This is a genomic window from Saccharibacillus brassicae, from assembly GCF_006542275.1.
GTDB classification, from domain to species: domain Bacteria; phylum Bacillota; class Bacilli; order Paenibacillales; family Paenibacillaceae; genus Saccharibacillus; species Saccharibacillus brassicae.
This window is the reverse complement of record NZ_CP041217.1, coordinates 2,655,823-2,678,420: the sequence shown is the minus strand read 5'-3', so window position 1 is coordinate 2,678,420 and position 22,598 is coordinate 2,655,823. Positions and strand designations below refer to the sequence as shown.

Genomic DNA, 22,598 nt, shown 5'->3' with positions numbered 1-22,598 from the left:
GCGGCTTTCTTTTATCTGTTTCCATTCTAACTTGAATACGCTTTCCTGGCTATCCGCAAACTGCACAAAAATCCGCTCAGTCTTTTGTCACTTTATCCAATAGGAGCGCAAGCTTCATCGAAACGGCGTCACTGAAGTTGCGCACGTCGAGCCCCGTCTCCTGTTTGACCTTGTCCAACCGGTAGATCAGCGTATTGCGGTGGATGTACAGCTGCTTGGCCGTCTCGCTTACATTGCAGTTCATTTGGAAAAAAGTCGTCAGCGTCGCCAGCGTCTCGCTGTCCGCCAGCACGACCGCCCGGCCTTCGATCCGCTCCATGAACCGTTCCCGCTGCTCTCCCGGAATGCTGTAGATCAACCGCTCCAGATCCAGCTCCCACGGCAAGTGCACATGACGCGTCACATGGAACGTTTTGCCGAGAAAGACGCTTTCCCGCAAAATGCGCAGCGCCGGAACGAGTCCGTGGGCCGGCTGCAGCGGTTCCGATACCGACAGATTGAAAATGCCGGCCCATTCGCTCGCGATCAGCTCGTACAAGCCGAGTCCGAACGCTTCGAGCAGCTCGCGATCCGATTCGTCGCCTTCGCCCCGCTCTTCCGACAGATCCAGCACGTCCAGCCGATCAACGAGCAGCAGCCATTCCCGTTCGCGCAGCGGGACGACGCGCACTTCCCGCTCCAGAAACGTGGACAGCAGCTGATGCAGCTCTTCATAGCCGCCGATCGAACTCTGTGCCCCTTCGTAGATCAACAGAAACGGAATCATCTCCGTGAACAGGCGGCTTTTCAATCGCAGCGTATCCGGCAGTTCATGCGGCGCTTCTCCCGACTCCAGCCTGTCCGCCAGCCAGCGGCCCAACTGCTGCGCTTCCGTCTCTTCCTCCTGAAGGGACGGCGCGGAATGGTCCACTGCCGACGTCTGCACGAGCAGGGCGATCAATTCGCGCAGGGCAGGGTCCAACCGGTCGCTCGCGATACGAAAAGCGGTGCGTTCCGCCGTCTCCGACGAGGCATCGGCGGCGAAAAACCAGGTGGAGCCGGCTTCGACCACGCCCAGGCGCATCGCTTCTACAGCCGGCCCAGCTTCCGGTTCGCTTCCGGACGGCTGCATTCCAGGTTCGACCGCGCCCATCAGTTCCTGCTGCCGCTTTTTTGAGACGCCGATCCGTTCTACCGTTCTGCCCACGATCGATTCCAGTCGGCGCCGGATGTCCTGCACATTCATAGCCCGTCCTCCAACACCTGTTTTCTTCTATCTTAACATAAATCCAAATACGCAAAAAAGCCGCATTCCGTCAAAACGGAACACGACTTCTTGATGAGCCATGAAGGACTCGAACCTTCGACACCCTGATTAAAAGTCAGGTGCTCTACCAACTGAGCTAATGGCTCTCGAAACTGGTGGAGGCTGATGGATTCGAACCACCGAACTCGGAGAGAACAGATTTACAGTCTGCTGCGTTTGGCCACTTCGCTAAGCCTCCACACTATAAAGATGGCTCGGGACGGAATCGAACCGCCGACACAAGGATTTTCAGTCCTTTGCTCTACCGACTGAGCTACCGAGCCATACTCCATAAAACCAGTTATTCAATTAAAATGGCGGAACCGACGGGATTTGAACCCGCGATCTCCTGCGTGACAGGCAGGCATGTTAACCCCTACACCACGGTTCCAGACCAAATTTAATGGTGCCGGCGAGAGGACTTGAACCCCCAACCTACTGATTACAAGTCAGTTGCTCTACCAATTGAGCTACACCGGCATATGATGGTGGAGGCTGAGGGGCTCGAACCCCCGACCCTCTGCTTGTAAGGCAGATGCTCTCCCAGCTGAGCTAAGCCTCCATGGGAATAAAGATAAAGATAGCGGCGGAGGGGATCGAACCCCCGACCTCACGGGTATGAACCGTACGCTCTAGCCAGCTGAGCTACACCGCCATATTACAAGTGCCATTTTCTTTCTTGCAATGAAGAAAGGAATGGCGGAGAGAGAGGGATTCGAACCCTCGCACCGCTAACGCAGTCTAACCCCTTAGCAGAGGGTCCCCTTATAGCCACTTGGGTATCTCTCCAAACCGGTTTTTTCCGTGAGATTATTGTTCGCCGAACAGTATCCAGGAAAATAACCCACACCAGAAAAGACATGCATCTTGCAGTTACAGGATTTGCACCCTGAAAACCGGATCCGAAACGATCCACTTCGCGTCATGAAGTGTTTGCCTGCGCAGTGTGCTCAACCGAAGCAGAGGCTTCCGAAAAGCCTAGCTGCGCAAGTCTATAGGATAAGCCCTCGACCGATTAGTACAGGTCAGCTACACGTATTGCTACGCTTCGACCTCCTGCCTATCTACCTCGTCGTCTCCAAGGGGTCTTACCACTTGCGTGTGGGAAATCTCATCTTGAGGGGGGCTTCACGCTTAGATGCTTTCAGCGTTTATCCCTTCCGCACGTAGCTACCCAGCGATGCTCCTGGCGGAACAACTGGTACACCAGCGGTGCGTCCATCCCGGTCCTCTCGTACTAAGGACAGCTCCTCTCAAATTTCCAACGCCCACGACAGATAGGGACCGAACTGTCTCACGACGTTCTGAACCCAGCTCGCGTACCGCTTTAATGGGCGAACAGCCCAACCCTTGGGACCTACTTCAGCCCCAGGATGCGATGAGCCGACATCGAGGTGCCAAACCTCCCCGTCGATGTGGACTCTTGGGGGAGATAAGCCTGTTATCCCCAGGGTAGCTTTTATCCGTTGAGCGATGGCCCTTCCATGCGGTACCACCGGATCACTAAGCCCGACTTTCGTCCCTGCTCGACCTGTCCGTCTCGCAGTCAAGCTCCCTTATGCCTTTACACGCTGCGAATGATTTCCAACCATTCTGAGGGAACCTTTGGGCGCCTCCGTTACATTTTAGGAGGCGACCGCCCCAGTCAAACTGCCCGCCTGACACGGTCCCTGTACCGGATGACGGTACGAGGTTAGAACTAGCATGCGATCAGGGTGGTATCCCAACGGCGCCTCCCCCGAAGCTGGCGCTCCGAGATCTAAGGCTCCCACCTATGCTGTACAAATCGCACCCCAGTCCAATATCAAGCTGCAGTAAAGCTCCATGGGGTCTTTCCGTCTTGTCGCGGGTAACCTGCATCTTCACAGGTATTAAAATTTCACCGGATCTCTCGTTGAGACAGCGCCCAAGTCGTTACGCCATTCGTGCGGGTCAGAATTTACCTGACAAGGAATTTCGCTACCTTAGGACCGTTATAGTTACGGCCGCCGTTTACTGGGGCTTCAATTCAGAGCTTCGCGTTGCCGCTAACCCCTCCTCTTAACCTTCCAGCACCGGGCAGGCGTCAGCCCGTATACTTCGCCTTGCGGCTTCGCACAGACCTGTGTTTTTGCTAAACAGTCGCTTGGGCCTTTTCACTGCGGCCCCCTCGTGCTATTCACACTACCGGGGCACCCCTTCTCCCGAAGTTACGGGGTCATTTTGCCGAGTTCCTTAACGAGAGTTCTTCCGCGCGCCTTAGAATACTCTTCCCACCCACCTGTGTCGGTTTGCGGTACGGGCGCCTTCACCTGGCTAGAAGCTTTTCTTGGCAGTGTGAGCCCAGGACCTTCGCTACTGTAATTTTCGCTCCCCATCGCAACTTGTTCTTGGAGCCGGCGGATTTGCCTACCGACCAAACTTGTTACTTGGACGGACATATCCATCAGTCCGCGTCCCTTCCCTCCTGCGTCACTCCATTGCTCGTAACGGTTTACGGCGGTACAGGAATATCCACCTGTTGTCCATCGACTACGCCTTTCGGCCTCGCCTTAGGTCCCGACTAACCCTGAGCGGACGAGCCTTCCTCAGGAATCCTTGGGTTTTCGGCGGATCAGATTCTCACTGATCTTTTCGTTACTCATACCGGCATTCTCACTTGAATACAGTCCAGCGCTCTTTCCAGTACACCTTCAATCCGTATTCAACGCTCCCCTACCCCTGATGCGCAAGGCATCAAGCCATGGTTTCGGTGGTGTGTTTAGCCCCGTTACATTTTCGGCGCAGAGTCACTCGACCAGTGAGCTATTACGCACTCTTTAAATGGTGGCTGCTTCTAAGCCAACATCCTGGTTGTCTGGGCAACTCCACATCCTTTCCCACTTAACACACACTTGGGGACCTTAACCGATGGTCTGGGCTGTTTCCCTTTTGACAATGGATCTTAGCACTCACTGTCTGACTCCCGGATATAAGTTGATGGCATTCGGAGTTTGACTGGACTTGGTAACCCTTGGCGGGCCCCGCACCCAATCAGTGCTCTACCTCCACAACTCTCAATCCGAGGCTAGCCCTAAAGCTATTTCGGGGAGAACCAGCTATCTCCGGGTTCGATTGGAATTTCTCCGCTACCCCCACCTCATCCCCGCACTTTTCAACGTACGTGGGTTCGGGCCTCCAGTGCGTGTTACCGCACCTTCACCCTGGACAGGGGTAGATCACCCGGTTTCGGGTCTACACCTACATACTATATCGCCCTATTCAGACTCGCTTTCGCTGCGGCTCCGGCTTCTCACCTTAACCTTGCATGTAAACGTAACTCGCCGGTTCATTCTACAAAAGGCACGCCATCACCCCTTAATTGGGCTCTGACTTTTTGTAAGCGCACGGTTTCAGGTTCTATTTCACTCCTCTTCCGAGGTCCTTTTCACCTTTCCCTCACGGTACTGCTTCGCTATCGGTCACCAGGGAGTATTTAGCCTTGGCAGATGGTCCTGCCGGATTCATACGGGGTTTCACGTGCCCCGCACTACTCGGGATCCGTCTCGGAGGGAGCTTGCTTTCGGCTACAGGGCTATCACCTGCTGTGGCGGGTCGTTCCAAACCTCTTCGCCTACCAAACTCCTTTGTAACTCCGTGTGAGACGTCCCACAACCCCAGAGAGCAAGCTCTCTGGTTTGGGCTGTTCCGCGTTCGCTCGCCGCTACTGACGGAATCACTATTGTTTTCTCTTCCTCGGGGTACTTAGATGTTTCAGTTCCCCCGGTCTGCCTCTGCCGAGCTATGAATTCACTCGGTCAGTAACTGGGTATGAGTCCAGCTGGGTTCCCCCATTCGGAAATCTCCGGATCAACGCTCACTTACAGCTCCCCGAAGCACTATCGCGGTTCGTCGCGTCCTTCGTCGGCTCCTGGTGCCTAGGCATCCACCGTGCGCTCTTACTTGCTTAACCAAACTTCATTTGGGAAATCGTCTTCCGAAGAAGAGATCTTCCAGACGCGAAGTTTTTCGTTTCGGTATCCAGTTTTCAAGGAACAATTTTTGTGTGCATCACTGCTGTGCGGACCAAAAGTGGTTCACGCGCTAAGCGAAATCTCTTAGTTCGAAATCTCTTGATCTTTCCAAGCAGTTAAGCAATTATGGTGGAGCCAAGCGGGATCGAACCGCTGACCTCCTGCTTGCAAGGCAGGCGCTCTCCCAGCTGAGCTATGGCCCCATAAAAGGAAAATATGATGTTGGAAATGGTGGGCCCTAGTGGACTCGAACCACCGACCTCACCCTTATCAGGGGTGCGCTCTAACCAGCTGAGCTAAGGGCCCATAAAAGGATGCGCTTGGCAGCTTCCTACTCTCCCGGGACCCTGCGGTCCAAGTACCATCGGCGCTAGAGGGCTTAACGGTCGTGTTCGAGATGGGTACGTGTGGAACCCCTCCGCCATTACTACCAAACGCATATTTAATTGAAAGAGTTCCCTCTCTCAAAACCGAACAGTGAGTGTTTGAGTGTTTCTATTTTTTATCTCCCTAGAAAAGCGGGACTGAATGTCTCCGTTGCAGGAAACGATTCTCCATAGAAAGGAGGTGATCCAGCCGCACCTTCCGATACGGCTACCTTGTTACGACTTCACCCCAATCATCTATCCCACCTTCGGCGGCTGGCTCCTTGCGGTTACCTCACCGACTTCGGGTGTTATAAACTCTCGTGGTGTGACGGGCGGTGTGTACAAGACCCGGGAACGTATTCACCGCGGCATGCTGATCCGCGATTACTAGCAATTCCGACTTCATGCAGGCGAGTTGCAGCCTGCAATCCGAACTGAGACCGGCTTTCTGGGATTGGCTCCACCTCGCGGCTTCGCGACCCTCTGTACCGGCCATTGTAGTACGTGTGTAGCCCAGGTCATAAGGGGCATGATGATTTGACGTCATCCCCGCCTTCCTCCGGTTTGTCACCGGCAGTCACTCTAGAGTGCCCATCCAAGATGCTGGCAACTAAAGTCAAGGGTTGCGCTCGTTGCGGGACTTAACCCAACATCTCACGACACGAGCTGACGACAACCATGCACCACCTGTCTGGCATGTCCCGAAGGAAAGGCTTATCTCTAAGCCGGTCATGCCGATGTCAAGACCTGGTAAGGTTCTTCGCGTTGCTTCGAATTAAACCACATACTCCACTGCTTGTGCGGGTCCCCGTCAATTCCTTTGAGTTTCAGTCTTGCGACCGTACTCCCAGGCGGAGTGCTTAATGCGTTAACTTCGGCACCCAGGGTATCGAAACCCCGAACACCTAGCACTCATCGTTTACAGCGTGGACTACCAGGGTATCTAATCCTGTTTGCTCCCCACGCTTTCGCGCCTCAGCGTCAGTTATAGGCCAGAAAGTCGCCTTCGCCACTGGTGTTCCTCCACATCTCTACGCATTTCACCGCTACACGTGGAATTCCACTTTCCTCTCCTACACTCAAGCGGGCCAGTTTCGGATGCGAATCGGGGTTGAGCCCCGATCTTAAACATCCGACTTAACCCGCCGCCTGCACGCGCTTTACGCCCAATAATTCCGGACAACGCTTGCCCCCTACGTATTACCGCGGCTGCTGGCACGTAGTTAGCCGGGGCTTTCTTCTCAGGTACCGTCACTCCGGGTGCAGTTACTCACCCGGACGTTCTTCCCTGGCAACAGAGCTTTACGATCCGAAAACCTTCATCACTCACGCGGCATTGCTCCATCAGGCTTTCGCCCATTGTGGAAGATTCCCTACTGCTGCCTCCCGTAGGAGTCTGGGCCGTGTCTCAGTCCCAGTGTGGCCGTTCACCCTCTCAGGTCGGCTACGCATCGTCGCCTTGGTGAGCCGTTACCCCACCAACTAGCTAATGCGCCGCAGGCCCATCTCTCAGTGACAGCTTGCGCCGTCTTTCCTCATCTCTCCATGCGGAGAAACGATGTATCCGGTATTAGCATCCGTTTCCGGAAGTTATCCCAGACTGAAAGGCAGGTTGCCTACGTGTTACTCACCCGTCCGCCGCTAACTGTCAGAGAAGCAAGCTTCTCTTCAAGTCCGCTCGACTTGCATGTATTAGGCATGCCGCCAGCGTTCGTCCTGAGCCAGGATCAAACTCTCCATTAAGGTGCAACCTCTGTTGCACCCGCGACTCCGATTAGAGACCCCATAGGGCCTGGATTCGGATAAAGCGGATGGTCTTGAAGTTGACTTGTCAAGAAAGCACCATGTGCTCGTTAAAACGTGGCGGGAATTTGCATTCCCTATATTCACTCTAAACCGTGCTGAAGTTCCAGAGATTCAGATCCGAAGATCAAAACCCTTCGCTAAGCGCGGTTCCTCGAATCACTTGGCCCGGCTGGGTTCCGTGATTCTCGTTACTCACTGTTCAGTTTTCAAAGAACAAACTCGTTAATCTTATAGGTGTTATTTATTGATGTCACTCTTGTCTTGCTTGTTTCTTTCGTTCACCACCGCATCTCAGCGGCGACTTTTATATCATATCACAGTGGCAAGCAGTTCGTCAAGCACTTTTTTCAACTTCTTTTTCAGTGCCGATTTCTTTGGTTGGCTGTAAAAGGGTTGGCCTCGAAGAGCCGTTTATTAATGTATCACGCAGCCAGATAGCAAGTCAACACAATTCTGCATTTTTACTCACTTTTTTATCTTCGCCTATTTCTTCACGAAAGCGGCCGCTGAACCACAATAAATGGATTATACAATGAAAACGCTTCGCTGTCAGCCGCATTTTACGAAATCGGCATAAAAAATACGGCAGCCGACCCAAAGGCCGACTGCCGCCGCTATTTGCTTGTCCCGCATATACGATCGTCCTATAGCTCCCTGCGTCCTTCGAGAGCCTTGGAGAGCGTGACTTCGTCCGCATACTCCAGGTCTCCGCCTACCGGCAGGCCGTGGGCAATCCGCGTCACTTTGATCTCGAACGGACGCACGAGGCGCGAAATATACATCGCCGTCGCTTCCCCTTCGATATTCGGATTGGTTGCCAGAATCAATTCCTGCACGCGTTCGTCGCTAAGACGGGTCAACAGCTCCTTCAGACGGATGTCATCGGGACCGATTCCTTCCATAGGAGAGATCGCGCCGTGCAGGACGTGGTAATATCCGTCGAACTCGCGGGTCCGCTCCATCGCGACCAGGTCTTTGGCATCCTGCACGACGCAGATGACGGAAGCGTCGCGGGACTTGTCCTGACAGATCCGGCACGGATCGGTATCGGTAATATTGCCGCACACGGTGCAGTAATGCAGATTGCGTTTGACGCTGACAAGCGCCTTGGCGAAGTCGATCACGTCGTCTTCTTTCATATTCAATACATGAAAAGCGAGTCTCGCCGCCGTCTTGGGCCCGATCCCGGGCAGACGGCTGAAAGATTCGATCAGTTTGGCAATCGGCTCCGGATAATGCAAGGCCACACTTCCCTTTTACGAATAGTTTAGAACAGACCCGGGATTTTCATGCCGTTCGTGAATTTGCCCATGTCCTGGTTTGCCAGTTCTTCGGCTTTGGTCAGCGCGTCGTTAACGGCCGTCAGGATCAGGTCCTGCAGCATTTCCACGTCGTCCGGGTCCACCGCTTCGGGTTTGATATTGATCGCGATCACTTTTTTGTGGCCGTTGACTTCAACGCTGACCACGCCGCCGCCGGAAGTGCCTTCGACTTTTTTCGTGCCGAGTTCTTCCTGGGCTTTCATCATTTGTTCCTGCATCTTCTTGACCTGCTTCATCATTTGGTTCATGTTGTTGTTCATCGGGATCTCTCCTTTGGGGTGGGCCTCGGCATCCCCGCATGGCGGCGTGCCGGGCAGTATTTATTCTTTAATGACAACCAGATTCTCCCCGAACAGATTCAAGGCTTCGTCTACCCAGGGTTCTTTGCTGCCGCCTGCTTCTTCCTGCTGCAGCTCCAGCACTTCGGATTCGGACTTCGAAGAAGAAGCCGATTCCGCGGAATCGTTCCAATCTTTCTGCATGATCGTGACCAGATGCCATTCGCCGCCCAGGCATTGGTTCATGACCTGTTCCACCACCTGGCGATTGGCCGGCTTTTCGATCGTCTCGCGGTGAATGTCGTTTTTGAACGCGACCAGGACGGAATCGTCCAGCGCCGACACCGGCTCGCCGTTCGTAAACCAGGCGTGAACCGTCACCTTTTCTTCTTTTACCCGCTGAAGCACCTGATTCCACTTGCCGCGGATCTCGTTGAACGAAGCATCGTCTCTTCGCGCCAGGTATTGATCCATATGCGAAGGCAGCTTCGCCATCCGGGAGATGCGGGGCGTATTCTGCCGAACGGCCGGGCGGCTGCCCGACGCTTCGCCTCCTCCGGAAGATTGAACGCCGCTGCGCACAGCCTGATCCAGCTTCTTCTCCAGCTCGGCGATCCTGCCTTCGAGCCGTTTGACGGCCTGGGAGTCGACCGGAGCGCCGTTCGAAGCGGAAGCTTCGCGGTGCGGGGCCGCTTCGGCCCCTTCGCCCAGACTGACCAGGTTCAGCAGCGCCACTTCGAACAGCATCTGCGGATTGGCCGCATACTTCATCTCGTTCTGGTAGCGGCTGAGCGTGTCGATCGTGCGGAACAGACTTTCTTTGGAAAAGCGTTCCGCCACCTCCTGAAAAGACGCGGCGTCGAGCACTCTCTCCGTCATATGTTCCGCGTTCGGCACCATTTTGATCATCAGCAGGTCGCGGAAGTAATAGAGAAGGTTCTCCATGCACTTGTCCGCGCTCTTGCCTTCCTGCATCCAGCCTTCGACCGTCTGCAGCACGCCTCCGGCGTCTTGCGCGGACAGCGAAGCGGCCAAAGCCGAAAACTGTTCGGAAGCGATGCCGCCGGTCATGTTCAGCACTTGGTCGTACGTCACTTTGCCGTCGGTAAACGCGGAGATCTGATCGAGCACGCTGAGCGCGTCCCGCATCCCGCCGTCGGACAGCCGCGCAATATACTGCAGGGCGCTGTCTTCGGCTTCGATCTTCTCTTCGCGGCAGATCTCGGACAGCCGTCCGGTCTGCTCCTCAAGCGACACGCGGCGGAAATCGAACCGCTGGCAGCGCGAGATGATCGTGGCCGGCAGCCGATGCGGTTCCGTCGTGGCCAAGATGAACATGGCATGCTCCGGCGGTTCTTCCAGCGTCTTCAGCAGCGCATTGAACGCTTCCGTCGTAAGCATGTGCACTTCGTCGATAATATACACTTTACGCCGCACTTCGGTCGGGGCGTATTTGATCTTGTCGCGCAGATCGCGGATCTCTTCCACGCCCCGGTTGGAGGCGGCGTCGATCTCCAGCACGTCCATCACCGCTCCCGACGAGATGCGCTTGCATGTCTCGCATTCGTTGCACGGCTCGGGAGCGGGCCCTTTTTCGCAGTTGACGGCTTTGGCCAGTATCTTGGCGGCACTTGTCTTGCCCGTCCCCCGCGGTCCGCTGAACAGGTAGGCATGCGACACCCGCTGTTCGCGTATGGCATTCTGCAGCGTTCGGATAATATGCTGTTGTCCTACCATGTCCTTGAACGACTGAGGTCGCCAAGCCCGGTAAAGCGCAATATGTTCCATCGGCGGCTCCTTCTTGATCGAACTTCGAATCGGGTTCCATTGACTAAAAATGAATCGTCGTCGTTCCTATATTATACTATATTTCGGTGCGGATAAAAACGACGCGCCGGTCTTTTGCAGGACGCAAATCCAACTTTTTCGCCGAATTTTTTAACGATAAAAAAACAAAAACACCTCTGCCTGCGGCAAAGATGTCGGTCGTTTAACAGATAAATTAAAACCGTGCACCCGCCTTCGATACGATGCCATCCAAGCGGCACCTCTACACAACAACTCAGGCCAGGCCACCCTCCGGCACAAGAGCGAACCTGCTTATGGCTGCTTCCTTCCGGACCTGACCAGGTTCACAGGTGCTCATTGCGGAGGACCCAACCGTCAACATTATGTGTAGAGACCAAACCTTACAGAGCATGACCTCGAACGGGAATTCAACCTCGCTATAGCGGATTGCGAGTTACAGGGCACCGCTACCTCCCCATCTAGCACGGCATTCTTTATTATACGGGATGAAAAGAGAAAACGCAAACAGGCCGGCAATGTTGCAGCCGGCCGCGGGAAGGTCCTCTTTGCTCCGAGAAACCGGAAGGGAATAGCAAATAAGCCTGACGATTCATTCGCCGGGCTTATTCGCCTTGCTTTTCAGGCGGACATTTCGTCCGCCTCTACAGCGAGCCTTATACGAGCCCGACCGGAGGTTTCGCCCGGCGCTGATCCATCGGAGGCACGTGGGTGTACGAGCCGATCACGACGTTCGGCAGTTCTTCGCGGAAGATCTCAAGCATCTGCTTCATGCCGAGGATATCTCCCTGGGCAGGCGGAATGAGTTCGATGTAGCTTTCCGGGTCGATATTCAGGTTCCGCATCTGGATCAATTTGAGGTCGGTGCGGCGCGCGAATTCGATCATCGCTTCGATCTCTTCCTCGCGGTCCGTAACGCCCGGGAAGATCAAATAGTTGATCGACGTATACACGCCCTGCTTCGCCGCGTAAGCCATCGATTTCTCGACGTTCGCAAGCGTATAGCCGCGCGGTTTGTAATACGCGTTGTAGTGGTCGTCCAGCGCGCTGATCGTGCTGACGCGCATAAGATCCAGACCCGCGTCGACGATGCCGCGGATATGGTCGGACAAGCCGGCATTGGTGTTGATGTTAATGTAGCCCATGTCGGTGCGCGAGCGCACTTCGCGGATCGCTTCAATGATCAGCTTGGCCTGGGTGGAAGGCTCGCCTTCGCAGCCCTGCCCGAAACTGATGATCGATTCCGGCGTGGTCAGGTGCTCCATCATGACCTGAACCATTTCTTCCGTGCGCGGACGGAAGTTCATGCGCGTCTGCGGCGCGACGAAGCCGCTGTCGTCGGGCTGTTCGGAAATGCAGCCGAAGCAGCCGGCGTTGCACGAGTAAGAGACCGGCACGCCGCCTTCCCAGCGTCCGAGGAACGTGTTCGACGACGTCAGGCATTCATAGCCGAGCGCGCAGTTCGACAAATGCTGGTACAGGCGGTTGTCGGGATACTTTTCGATAAAATCGTGCACTTTCGTGTTCAGTTCGCGGGTATCGCAGTTTTCCGGGTTCCACTTTTCCGGGTCGTCGCATTGTTCGGCCGTCACGTAGAAACGCCCGTCTTTCCAGACGACCGCGGAATAGCCGAACAACGGCAGCTTATATTCTTTGTCCGTCTTCACGTAGCCGGGCAGGGCGAGGCGGGTGAAACCTTGCGGAAGCAGGGCTCCGACCGCCTGCATGCCTTCGAGCGCCATCATCTCGCCGCTCTCGGGATCGAGTGCGACAGGCTTGGTGCTCGGCAGGCCGACCAGGGTCGCGCCGTCCGGCAGCGGAATCAGTTCGTCGTCCATAATTTCGATAATCATATCGGCGCTGCGCGCCAAAGCGAGCAGTTCGGGGTGATCGTATACGTTGCCGTTCTCGTCGGCATAAACCAGATGCATGAGTAAGGTCTCCTTTTAGCGGGCTTGCGCTTGGTTCGCTGAAGCGTGAACCGTTTTAGTGTGCGTGTGGCCTAATCGTTAATTTACTTGCTGGTGACGGAAGCGGTCCGCGCCGGGCGTTTCGTCGCGGCGGAAGACGAACTTCCGCTGCTTTTCGACGACGAAGCCGGCTTGGAGCCGGTCTTGCTGTCGGCGGTCGTATCGAAAGAAGCCAGGAACTCGGCATTCTTCTCGCAGTTTCTCAGCTTCTTGAGGAAGCCTTCGATAAAGTCGAACGAGTCGTTCATGTTCTTGCGGATATGCCAGACGGTATCCAGCTCTTCCTTGGACAGCAGCATCTCCTCGCGGCGCGTGCCCGAGCGGCGGATATCGATCGCCGGGAAGATCCGGCGTTCGGCCAGTTTCCGGTCCAGATGCAGTTCCATGTTGCCGGTACCCTTGAATTCTTCATAGATAATATCGTCCATTCTGGAGCCGGTGTCAATCAAGGCAGTCGCCAGAATGGTCAGGCTGCCGCCTTCTTCGACGTTGCGCGCCGAACCGAAGAAGCGCTTCGGCCGGTGGAATGCGGCCGGATCGATACCGCCGCTCAGCGTACGGCCGGACGGAGGAATGACAAGATTGTACGCCCGGGCCAGGCGGGTAATGCTGTCGAGCAGGATGACGACGTCTTTCTTGTGCTCGACCATCCGCAGCGCGCGTTCCAATACGAGCTCGGCGACCTTGATATGGTTCTCCGGCAGTTCGTCGAACGTCGAAGCCACGACTTCGCCCCGGACCGAGCGCTGCATGTCCGTCACTTCTTCGGGACGCTCGTCGATCAGCAGCACGAACAGTTCGATTTCCGGATTGTTCTCGGAAATGCTGTTCGCCACTTCTTTGAGCAGCTGCGTTTTGCCCGCTTTCGGCGGAGCGACGATCAGGCCGCGCTGGCCGAGCCCGACAGGCGCCAGCAGGTCCATGATTCGCGCCGAAACGCGGTTTTGCGTCGTTTCGAGCGACAGCTTTTTCTCCGGATACAGCGGCGTCAACGCAGGGAAATGCAGACGTTCCGCTGCGGTGGCCGGGTCCTGGCCGTTGACCGCATTAACCTGGAGCAGGCCGAAATAACGTTCGTTTTCTTTGGGCGCCCGGCATTTGCCGGAGACGAGATCGCCGCTGCGCAGATCGAATTTGCGGATCTGGGAAGCGGAGATGTAGATGTCTTCCGTGCTGGGCAGGTAGTTGATCGGACGCAGGAAGCCGTAGCCTTCCGGCAGCACTTCAAGTACGCCCTGCATGAACATCAGACCGCTCTGTTCGGCTTGGGCGCGCAGGATCGCGAAGATCAATTCGCGTTTTTTCATTTGGCCGTAGTACGGTATTTGGTACTTTTTGGCCAATTTATACAGATCGGTTAGTTTCATTTCTTCCAGATCGGAAATTTGCAAATCCATGTAAGATAACCACCTATTCAATTTTATATTGGAAAGCTTCGTCTCGGCTCCCCTGCGGGAACGGCCGGACAAAAGCGAAATAAGCTGGATTTGGTAAGAGGTATGCTGCGGAAAAAGTGCAGAGTGTAAGGGTGACGCCGGTTGAAACGAGCTCGGGCTGTTTCCCGAAAAGAAAGGAGTAGTGAATCGTCTGGAAATGAAAAGAAACGAAGATGAAAAGTCCATCGATGAAAACCATTACCCGTTTTGCAAAAGATGATACCAAAAAATCTAAAATCAAAAAAATGCGGACACGGCCGAAGCCGTGCCTGCAGCAAAATCAGGTCGTCTCGCGCCATACGTCGGCGCCCAGGTTGCGAAGATTGGTGACCAGATTGTCGTAACCCCGGTCGATATATTCGACGCCTTCGATCTCGGTGACGCCGCCTTCCACGGTCAAGCCCGCGATGACGAGCGCCGCTCCCGCGCGCAGATCCGCCGCCTGCACTTTGGCCGCGTTCAACGGACCGCCTTCGATGACCGCGGAGCGGCCTTCGACGCGAATCTTCGCGCCCATGCGAACCAGTTCGGGCACGTGCTTGAAGCGGTTGCTGTAGACGAAATCGCTGAGCACGCTTGCGCCTTCGGCCTGGGTCAGCAGGCTGGTCATCGGCGATTGCAGATCGGTCGGGAAGCCGGGATAGACGAGCGCTTTCACGTCGACGTGCTGATAGTTCGGCCCGCCGATAATGCGGATGCTCTCGTCCATTTCTTCGACGGTTACGCCGATTTCCTGCAGCTTGGCGGTCAACGCCTCCAGATGCTTCGGAATGACGCTGTCGATCAGGACGTTGCCGCGCGTGGCCGCGGCGGCAATCATATAAGTACCGGCCTGAATACGGTCGGGAATAATCGAATGTCGGCAGCCGTGCAGTTTCTGAACGCCTTCGATCCGGATCGTCTCCGTGCCGGCGCCTTTGATGATGGCTCCCATGGAATTCAGCAAAGTCGCTACGTCTATGATTTCAGGCTCTTTGGCCGCATTTTCGATCATGGTGGAACCTGTGGCTTTGGCAGCCGCCAGCATAATGTTGATGGTCGCGCCCACGCTTGCGACGTCGAGGTAGATCTTCGTGCCGCGCAGTTCTTCCGCATGCAAATGAATCGCGCCGTGTTCGTTGACCGCGGTCGCGCCCAATGCTTCGAAGCCTTTGATATGCTGATCGATCGGACGGGGCTCGAAATTGCAGCCTCCCGGAAGCCCGATCAAAGCTTCGCCGAACTTGCCCAGCAAAGCGCCCATCATATAGTAGGAAGCCCGAAGTTTCTTGACCGAGCCGTTAGGCATCGGAATCGATTTGACGTTCGAAGGATCAATCCGCATCTGACTGCCTTCCCAGGATACCCGCGCACCCAGCGCTTCCAGAATCTCGGAATAAACCGCTACGTCGCTAAGCAGCGGGAGATTATCCAATATCACTTCGGAATCCGCAAGCAGCGCTGCCGGAATGAGCGCTATGGCGCTGTTCTTCGCACCGCTGATCGTGACCGTTCCCTGGAGCGGACGTCCACCGGTGATCATTAATTTTTCCATAAGTTCAAAGGTCCCCCTACGTGATGTGCAGCCATTCGAAAAAGACTGAAAGTCGTATAATGTGTGTTCGTGACCAAAATGGCCTGCCTGTTTTTCGGACAAAAAAAAGCTTGAGTGTAAAACAAAATGGAAAGCCACCGCTTGAACGGTGATCTTTCCATAATGAAGGACTGCTTCGGATTTTGCAATAAAAAATCGACGCCGCGCCCAAAAGGGCGTTCGGTCATCCCAAGCGAAGCTTAGGCTTTGTTGCTCGAACCGAATTCTTTGATTTTGCCGATCACGGTAGCTTTGATCGCGTCGCGGCCCGGTACGATGAACGTACGTGGATCGTAAGCGTCAGGCTTGGCAGCCAGCACTTCGCGAACGACTCTGGCGAATGCGATTTGGTTCTCGGTGTTCACGTTGATCTTCGACGTGCCCAGGGAGATCGACTTCTGGATATCGTGAGTCGGGATACCCGTGCCGCCGTGCAGAACGAGCGGAAGGTTAACCGCGTCGCGGATCTCTTCCATCTCTTTGAAGCCCAGGTTCGGTTCGCCGTGGTAAGGACCGTGTACGGAACCGAGTGCAGGAGCCAGCGTATCGATGCCGGTTTCTTTGACGATGCGTACGCATTCGTTCAGATCCGCATATTGGATACCGCCGATGACGTCGTCTTCTTGTCCGCCTACCGTGCCGACTTCCGCTTCAACCGAAGCGCCTTTGGCATGAGCGTACTCGACGACTTTTTTCGTCATTTCGATGTTTTCTTCGATCGGGTGGTGCGAACCGTCGATCATGACGGAAGTGAAGCCGGCGTCGAGAGCCGCTTTGCACTTGTCGAAGCTCGAACCGTGGTCGAGGTGAATGGCAACCGGAACGGTGATGCTCATGTCCAGCAGCAGGCCTTCAACCATTTTCACGACTGTATTGAAACCGCCCATGTGGCGAGCCGCGCCTTCGGATACGCCCAGAATGACCGGGGATTTCTCTTCTTCGGCAGCGCCCAGGATGGCTTGAGTCCATTCCAGGTTGTTGATGTTGAACTGACCTACCGCGTATTTTTCTTCGAGAGCTTTGTTCAACATGTCTGTCATCGAAACTAATGGCATGGTTGTTCCTCCTAATTAAATGTTGGATTTCTGTATTGAGCCGACATCCATACTTACCTATTATACCACTCTCGCCGCAAATACAAAACAGGCAGGTTGTAAACTTACAAGGATTTTACATGAACAAAAAGAGGCTTGGACCGCCCTTTTCTCCTCTATTCTCCCCGCAGGTATCTTCCGACGGCCAGGCGCATCTCGTCGATGTCGAACGGCTTCGTGAAGTGCATCAGCGCTCCCTGGTCCTTCGCTTCCTTGATCATGTCGAGCTCGCCGTAGGCGGTCATCATGATCACTTTGATGTCGGGATCGGAAGCCTTGATATGGCGCAGTATCTCCAGGCCGTCCATACCGGGAATTTTCATGTCCAGCAGCACGAGATCCGGACGGTCTTTTTGCAGCAGCTCAAGCGCCTCTTTGCCGTTGGCCGCCTGGTACGTTTTGTAACCTTCGCTTCCGAACACTTCCGTCAAAAGCATGCGAATCCCGTTCTGGTCGTCCACGATCAATATTTTGTGTTCGCTCATGTTTGTTTGTCCTCCCCCGTTTTGTTTCCGCCGCGCCGAAGCTTGCTCCGACCGCCGCCGGACGTTCTCTATGCGTGCAGGAATTCCCCTTTTGTTCGGCGTCCGTTCGACTCTGAGAAGTATTCGACTTTTAATGGCGGTTTCCTGCTAATTCCGGCAGGAAGACCGAATATTTCCCAAACGCCCGCGAAAAATAAGAGCGCACAAAAAAGAAGGTCCGGGTTGAATCCGGACCTTCAATGGAATCAGTCGATCGAGTACGTGATAGCGGCTTTGACGAATTCGCGGAACAGTGGCTGCGGACGGTTCGGTCTGGAAGTGAATTCCGGATGGAACTGCACGGCCAGGAACCACGGATGGTTCGGCAGTTCGACGATTTCGACCAGACGGCCGTCCGGCGACGTGCCGGAGATGACGAGACCCGCCGCTTCGATCTGTTCGCGATACGCGTTGTTGAACTCGTACCGGTGACGGTGTCTTTCGTAGACGAGCTCGTCGTCGTAGCACTGCATCGCGAGCGATCCGTCCACCAGTTTGCAAGGATAGAGGCCAAGACGCATCGTGCCGCCGAGATCCTCGATGTCTTTTTGCTCCGGCAGCAGGTCGATGACCGGGAACGTCGTCGCCGGATCGATCTCCGAACTGTTCGCGCCGTCCATGTTGGCCAGGGCGCGCGCATATTCGATTACCGCGACCTGCATGCCGAGGCAGATACCGAAGAACGGTACGTTGTTCTCGCGGGCATAACGGATCGCCGTGATCTTGCCTTCGATGCCGCGATCGCCGAAGCCGCCCGGCACGAGGATGCCGCCGAGTCCGCCGAGCTTGTCTTCGACGTTCTCTTCCGTCAGTTCTTCCGCGTCGACCCAGCGCAGCTTAACTTCCGCGTTCGCGTCGAAGCCGGCATGCGACAGCGACTCGACCACGCTCAGGTAAGCGTCATGCAGCGCGACGTACTTGCCGACGATCGCGATTTCGACCGTTTTCTCCAGCTTGCCGATCCGCTCGACGAGCGCTTCCCATTCCGTCATGTCCGGCTGCGGCGTGTCGAGCTTCAGGTGCTTGACGACGATCTCGTCCAGTCCTTCGGCGCGCAGGTTCAGCGGCACTTCGTACAGGGTCGCCGCGTCGCGGCATTCCACGACGGCGTCTTTGTCCAGATCGCAGAACAGGCCGATCTTCGCTTTGGTGTCTTCGGACAATTCGTATTCCGTCCGGCAGACGATCACGTTCGGCTGGATCCCGATGCTGCGCAGTTCCTTGACGCTGTGCTGGGTCGGCTTGGTCTTGATCTCGCCGGCTGCTTTAATGTAAGGAATAAGCGTCACGTGAATGTACATCACGTTGTCGCGGCCCACGTCGCTGCGAAGCTGGCGAATGGATTCCAGGAACGGAAGACTCTCGATGTCGCCTACCGTACCACCGATTTCGGTGATGACGACGTCGGAACCGGATTCGCGTCCGGCTCGCATGATGCGCTCCTTGATCTCGTTCGTAATATGCGGGATGACCTGAACGGTTCCGCCCAGGTATTCGCCGCGGCGCTCTTTGCTGATGACCGAAGAGTACACTTTACCCGTCGTCACGTTGCTGTTCTTCGACAGGTTGATATCGATAAAGCGCTCGTAGTGCCCGAGGTCGAGGTCCGTTTCCGCCCCGTCGTCGGTCACGAACACTTCGCCGTGCTGGTAAGGACTCATCGTTCCCGGGTCCACGTTGATGTAAGGATCGAATTTCTGGATCGTCACTTTCAGTCCTCTGTTCTTCAAAAGCCTGCCGAGCGACGCGGCCGTGATGCCTTTGCCGAGCGAAGACACGACTCCGCCCGTTACGAAGATATACTTGGTCACTGTAAAAAACCCCCTGTACGATAATAATGGATCGATCAAAAACGTCCGGCGTCATGAGTGATTCCGCATGTTTGGATGGCTGTGCGTATGGAAAATACCCTATAAAAAACAAAAAAAGTGACACCCGTGTCCACGGGGCACTTTTAACGTTTTTTCCATATAAGTCCGTACCTAAATCAGAAGCCCAAGCAATAGTTTACCTTCTGACCGAAAGGCTGTCAAGCAGGGAAAAGGCGCACGTTCGGTCCTTTTCCCCTGCCTGCACAGGCCCGCGCAAAAGAGAGCGTGAAGCAAAGCGGAACTTGCGAAACCGGACGCTTAGCGTCCTTCTTCGCCTTCGAATTCCTCTTCTTCTTCGTCTTCCTCTTCTTCCTCTTCGTCCAGTTCTTCGCCTTCGATCTCTTCTTCTTCGTCTTCGACTTCATCATCGACGATTACATCTTCGTCCACGTCGTCTTCGTCGTTGTCGAACAGATCGTCGTCTTCGTCATTCGCATCTTCTTCTTCGTCGGCGCTGAATACCGGATCTTCGTCCAGATCGTCGTCGTCTTCGTCGTTGATGATGCGCGGACGCTTGGCGCCCACGACCGGATCTTCGGATTTTTCCAGCGGATACCAGCGTTTCAGACCCCAGAGATTCGTTCCGACGCACGCGAAGCGGCCGTCGATGTTGATCTCGGTGTAGAGCTGGGCAATCATGTTCGTCGCCTGTTCGTTGGTAAGGCCGCGATGACGCGCGACTTCTTTCATCAGATCCGGATAATAGTAAGGTTCGTTGGCTTTCTTCAAAATCAAAAAGGCCAGATCGACCATGGGCATTTCGCGGATTTTCTCGGTATCGATCGACAATTCAATCGGTGCAGGTGCCAAATGGACACTTCCTCTCAAAACGTAATGCAATTCGGTCGTGCAGAAAAAGTCAACCTAAGTAAAACGCATCCGCGCGCAAAATGCAAGAAGCGCGGACGATTTTTCACATGTCGGGAAAAAAGCCGCCTACATCCGTTCCGGCGCCGATACGCCGATGAGGCGCAGCACATTCGCAATGACGGTGCGCACGGCACCGAGCAGCGCCAGGCGGGCCTGGGTCACGGCGGCGTCTTCCGTAATGAAGCGCTCCGCTTTGTAGTAGCTGTGCAGCATCGTGGCCACTTCGTACACATAACGCGTCAGGCGGTGCGGCGCGTAGCCTTCGGCCGTGATGCGGATCTCTTCCGGCAGCTCGCCGAGCTTGCGCAGCAGGTCGTATTCGTGCTGGGCCGTCAGCTTGCTCAGGTCGACCTGCTCAAGCGGCAGCACGGTCACCTTCTGCTCTTCGGCCTGGCGGAAAATGCTGCAGATACGCGCATGCGCGTACTGCACGTAGAACGCCGGGTTCTCGTTCGACGTCGACACGGCAAGGTCCATGTCGAAGTCCAGATGCGAGTCCATGCTGCGCATGGTGAAGAAGTAACGCATCGGATCGACGCCCACTTCGTCCATCAGCTCTTCCATCGTCACGGCTTTGCCGGTCCGCTTGGACATTTTGACTTTCTCGCCGCCCTGGAACAGGCTGACCATCTGCGCAATCAGCACGATCAGCTTCTCCGGATCGTTGCCCAGTCCCTGCATGGCCGCTTTCATCCGCGGGATGTACCCGTGGTGGTCGGCGCCCCAGATGTTCATGACCTTGTCGAAGCCGCGCGCGTACTTGTCGCGGTGGTACGCGATGTCCGGCGTCAGGTACGTGTACGTGCCGTCGTTTTTGATCAGCACGCGGTTCTTGTCGTCGCCGTATTTGGTCGTCTCAAGCCACGTGGCGCCGTCTTCTTCGAACACTTCGCCGCGGCTGCGCAGCTCGTCGAGCGCGTCCAGCACCTGGCCGTTTTCGTACAGCGACGTTTCGCTGAAGAAGACGTCGAAGTGCACGCGGAAACGGTCCAGGTCGCGGCGGATCTTCTGCATTTCTTTTTCCAGACCGTACGTGCGCAGATATTCCATCCGTTCGCCCTGGCTCATCGACACCAGACGATCGCCTTCGAGTTCGACCAATTCCTTGGCGAAACCTTTGATATCCTCGCCGTAATAGCCGTCTTCCGGCATCTGGGCGTCCTGGCCGAGTTCCTGCAGGTAGCGGGCTTCGATCGAGACGCACAGGTTCATCACCTGGTTGCCGGCGTCGTTGATATAGTATTCGCGCGTCACGTCGTAACCGGCGAAATCGAGCACGTTGCACAGCGCATCGCCGACGGCGGCGCCGCGGGCATGGCCCAGATGCAGGCTGCCGGTCGGGTTGGCGCTGACGAATTCGAGCTGGACGCGTTTGCCTTTGCCGTCCTCGATCCGTCCGTAATCGGCGCCCTGCGACGCAATCGTGCCGACGACCGGGTACAGATAGCTTTTGTTCAGCGTAAAGTTGATAAAGCCCGGTCCGGCGATCTCGGTCCGTTCGATCCCGGCCGCTTCGCGGTCCAGGTTCTCCAGAATCGCTTCGGCGATCAGGCGCGGGTTCTTCTTGGCAAGGCGGGTCAGCTGCATGGCCGCGTTGGTAGACAGGTCGCCGTGGGTCTTGTCTTTGGGTACTTCCAGCGCAATGTCCGGAATGTCGGCTTCGGCCACGAGGCCGGCTTTGGCGATCGCCTGGGCGATGGCCTGTTTCACGGTATCTTCAAGCTGTTGTAGCGGGTTAATCGTCATATCGGTTGACTTCCTCCTGTATGGTTAAGCTAACGGCAAAATGGCCCGAGATGGCGTCGTGCACTTCCATCTCGTACGCCCAATGGATCTCTCCCGCAGCGCCTTGCATGCGCACGCGCAGGTCCCGGGTATGGGTAACGAGCGCAAAACGCGCGTAAGGCGAACGGTAAAAACCGGGCAGGCTGCTTCCCAGGCGGAAAGACTGCTCCGATTCGACCTCGCCGTGGCGGATGACTTTCAATTCTTCCTGCGTGACCTTGACCAGCGTTCGCACGCCGCCCGGACTGCCGTTCGCGCCGGGTTCTTCGTAGCGGACGTACAAGGCGTTGTCTTTTTGAAAAAGCTGTCCGGCGAGCGTCTGCTTCACCGTCTCTTCGTCCTGCTTGCTGACAATCGTAATCAGGACGCGGCTCATGCCTGGCATAGCGCTTCCGCTCCAATCCGTTTAACGAAGATTTCTTCTATAGTACTATAGCATATTCCGGTATGGGGACCTAGTGCTTTCGACGACTGCAAACCGGCTTCGGGCAAAAAAAACCGACTTCCGGCGCCGGCACGCGAACGCTGCGCTTCGACGCGGATTTACTCCTTCCCCGAACGTTTATTAAAATAGGGAAGAACGCGGGTGCAGCCAACCGATCATCCGCCAAAAGGAGG

The 22,598-nt window shown here is 55.6% G+C and carries 13 protein-coding genes, 10 tRNA genes, 3 rRNA genes and 1 other RNA gene; all 27 read right to left on the bottom strand.

Annotated features, from left to right (window positions below; genetic code table 11):
- Positions 1-76: 76 nt before the first annotated feature.
- The 27 genes from FFV09_RS11230 to FFV09_RS11100 all read right to left on the bottom strand — a co-directional run bounded on the left by FFV09_RS11230 (position 77) and on the right by FFV09_RS11100 (position 22,365).
- On the bottom strand, positions 77-1,225 hold the full coding sequence (locus tag FFV09_RS11230) for a PucR family transcriptional regulator (protein ID WP_141447904.1): 1,149 nt from the start codon (positions 1,223-1,225) through the stop codon (positions 77-79).
- A 94-nt stretch (positions 1,226-1,319) separates the two neighbouring features.
- A tRNA-Lys gene (locus FFV09_RS11225) sits at positions 1,320-1,392 on the bottom strand.
- A 7-nt stretch (positions 1,393-1,399) separates the two neighbouring features.
- Positions 1,400-1,484 (bottom strand) — tRNA-Tyr (locus tag FFV09_RS11220).
- 12 nt (positions 1,485-1,496) lie between these two features.
- Positions 1,497-1,569: transfer RNA gene (locus tag FFV09_RS11215), tRNA-Phe, on the bottom strand.
- 31 nt (positions 1,570-1,600) lie between these two features.
- Positions 1,601-1,676: transfer RNA gene (locus tag FFV09_RS11210), tRNA-Asp, on the bottom strand.
- A gap of 13 nt (positions 1,677-1,689) precedes the next feature.
- Positions 1,690-1,765, bottom strand: a tRNA-Thr gene (locus FFV09_RS11205).
- Positions 1,766-1,771: 6 nt separating this feature from the next.
- Positions 1,772-1,847 (bottom strand) — tRNA-Val (locus FFV09_RS11200).
- A 19-nt stretch (positions 1,848-1,866) separates the two neighbouring features.
- Positions 1,867-1,940, bottom strand: a tRNA-Met gene (locus FFV09_RS11195).
- Positions 1,941-1,982: 42 nt separating this feature from the next.
- Positions 1,983-2,074, bottom strand: a tRNA-Ser gene (locus FFV09_RS11190).
- A gap of 206 nt (positions 2,075-2,280) precedes the next feature.
- A 23S ribosomal RNA gene (locus FFV09_RS11185) occupies positions 2,281-5,216 on the bottom strand.
- A gap of 188 nt (positions 5,217-5,404) precedes the next feature.
- A tRNA-Ala gene (locus tag FFV09_RS11180) sits at positions 5,405-5,480 on the bottom strand.
- Between the two features lie 26 nt (positions 5,481-5,506).
- A tRNA-Ile gene (locus FFV09_RS11175) sits at positions 5,507-5,583 on the bottom strand.
- Between the two features lie 12 nt (positions 5,584-5,595).
- Positions 5,596-5,712 (bottom strand): 5S ribosomal RNA (rrf, locus tag FFV09_RS11170).
- 125 nt (positions 5,713-5,837) lie between these two features.
- Positions 5,838-7,388: ribosomal RNA gene (locus FFV09_RS11165) — 16S ribosomal RNA — on the bottom strand.
- The 16S, 23S and 5S rRNA genes sit together here with 10 tRNA genes alongside, the layout of an rRNA operon.
- A 707-nt stretch (positions 7,389-8,095) precedes the next feature.
- Entirely contained in the window at positions 8,096-8,692 is a 597-nt protein-coding gene (gene recR, locus FFV09_RS11160; RefSeq protein ID WP_141447903.1) for a recombination mediator RecR, read from the bottom strand.
- Between the two features lie 26 nt (positions 8,693-8,718).
- Entirely contained in the window at positions 8,719-9,033 is a 315-nt protein-coding gene (locus tag FFV09_RS11155) for a YbaB/EbfC family nucleoid-associated protein (RefSeq protein ID WP_141447902.1), read from the bottom strand.
- Between the two features lie 60 nt (positions 9,034-9,093).
- Positions 9,094-10,839 (bottom strand): DNA polymerase III subunit gamma/tau, encoded by a 1,746-nt coding sequence (gene dnaX, locus FFV09_RS11150; protein ID WP_141447901.1) that lies wholly within the window; start codon positions 10,837-10,839, stop codon positions 9,094-9,096.
- Between the two features lie 220 nt (positions 10,840-11,059).
- Positions 11,060-11,327: signal recognition particle sRNA large type (gene ffs / locus FFV09_RS11145), an RNA gene on the bottom strand.
- Between the two features lie 186 nt (positions 11,328-11,513).
- Positions 11,514-12,788 (bottom strand): radical SAM family protein, encoded by a 1,275-nt coding sequence (locus FFV09_RS11140; protein WP_141447900.1) that lies wholly within the window; start codon positions 12,786-12,788, stop codon positions 11,514-11,516.
- Between the two features lie 83 nt (positions 12,789-12,871).
- The gene (gene rho / locus FFV09_RS11135; RefSeq protein WP_141447899.1) at positions 12,872-14,224 is read right to left on the bottom strand and encodes a transcription termination factor Rho; all 1,353 of its coding nucleotides are present in this window, start codon (positions 14,222-14,224) and stop codon (positions 12,872-12,874) included.
- Between the two features lie 319 nt (positions 14,225-14,543).
- Positions 14,544-15,797: a UDP-N-acetylglucosamine 1-carboxyvinyltransferase gene (locus FFV09_RS11130; RefSeq protein WP_141447898.1), complete on the bottom strand. Its 1,254-nt coding sequence runs from the start codon at positions 15,795-15,797 to the stop codon at positions 14,544-14,546.
- Between the two features lie 239 nt (positions 15,798-16,036).
- A complete protein-coding gene (gene fba / locus FFV09_RS11125) occupies positions 16,037-16,891 on the bottom strand; it encodes a class II fructose-1,6-bisphosphate aldolase (RefSeq protein ID WP_141447897.1) in 855 nt (284 codons plus the stop codon).
- Positions 16,892-17,046: 155 nt separating this feature from the next.
- The gene (locus tag FFV09_RS11120) at positions 17,047-17,415 is read right to left on the bottom strand and encodes a response regulator (RefSeq protein WP_141447896.1); all 369 of its coding nucleotides are present in this window, start codon (positions 17,413-17,415) and stop codon (positions 17,047-17,049) included.
- Between the two features lie 245 nt (positions 17,416-17,660).
- Positions 17,661-19,265 carry a CTP synthase gene (locus FFV09_RS11115; RefSeq protein ID WP_141447895.1) on the bottom strand — a complete coding sequence of 535 codons (1,605 nt, stop codon included), beginning with the start codon at positions 19,263-19,265 and terminating at the stop codon, positions 17,661-17,663.
- A gap of 318 nt (positions 19,266-19,583) precedes the next feature.
- Complete coding sequence (rpoE, locus tag FFV09_RS11110; protein WP_237401601.1) at positions 19,584-20,084, bottom strand: DNA-directed RNA polymerase subunit delta; 501 nt, start codon at positions 20,082-20,084, stop codon at positions 19,584-19,586.
- A gap of 177 nt (positions 20,085-20,261) precedes the next feature.
- Positions 20,262-21,941 (bottom strand): arginine--tRNA ligase, encoded by a 1,680-nt coding sequence (gene argS / locus FFV09_RS11105; RefSeq protein ID WP_141447893.1) that lies wholly within the window; start codon positions 21,939-21,941, stop codon positions 20,262-20,264.
- Positions 21,931-22,365, bottom strand: a complete 435-nt coding sequence (locus FFV09_RS11100) for a YwiB family protein (protein WP_141447892.1) — start codon at positions 22,363-22,365, stop codon at positions 21,931-21,933. The genes argS and FFV09_RS11100 overlap by 11 nt, the downstream gene beginning before the upstream one ends.
- Between the last annotated feature and the right edge of the window lie 233 nt (positions 22,366-22,598).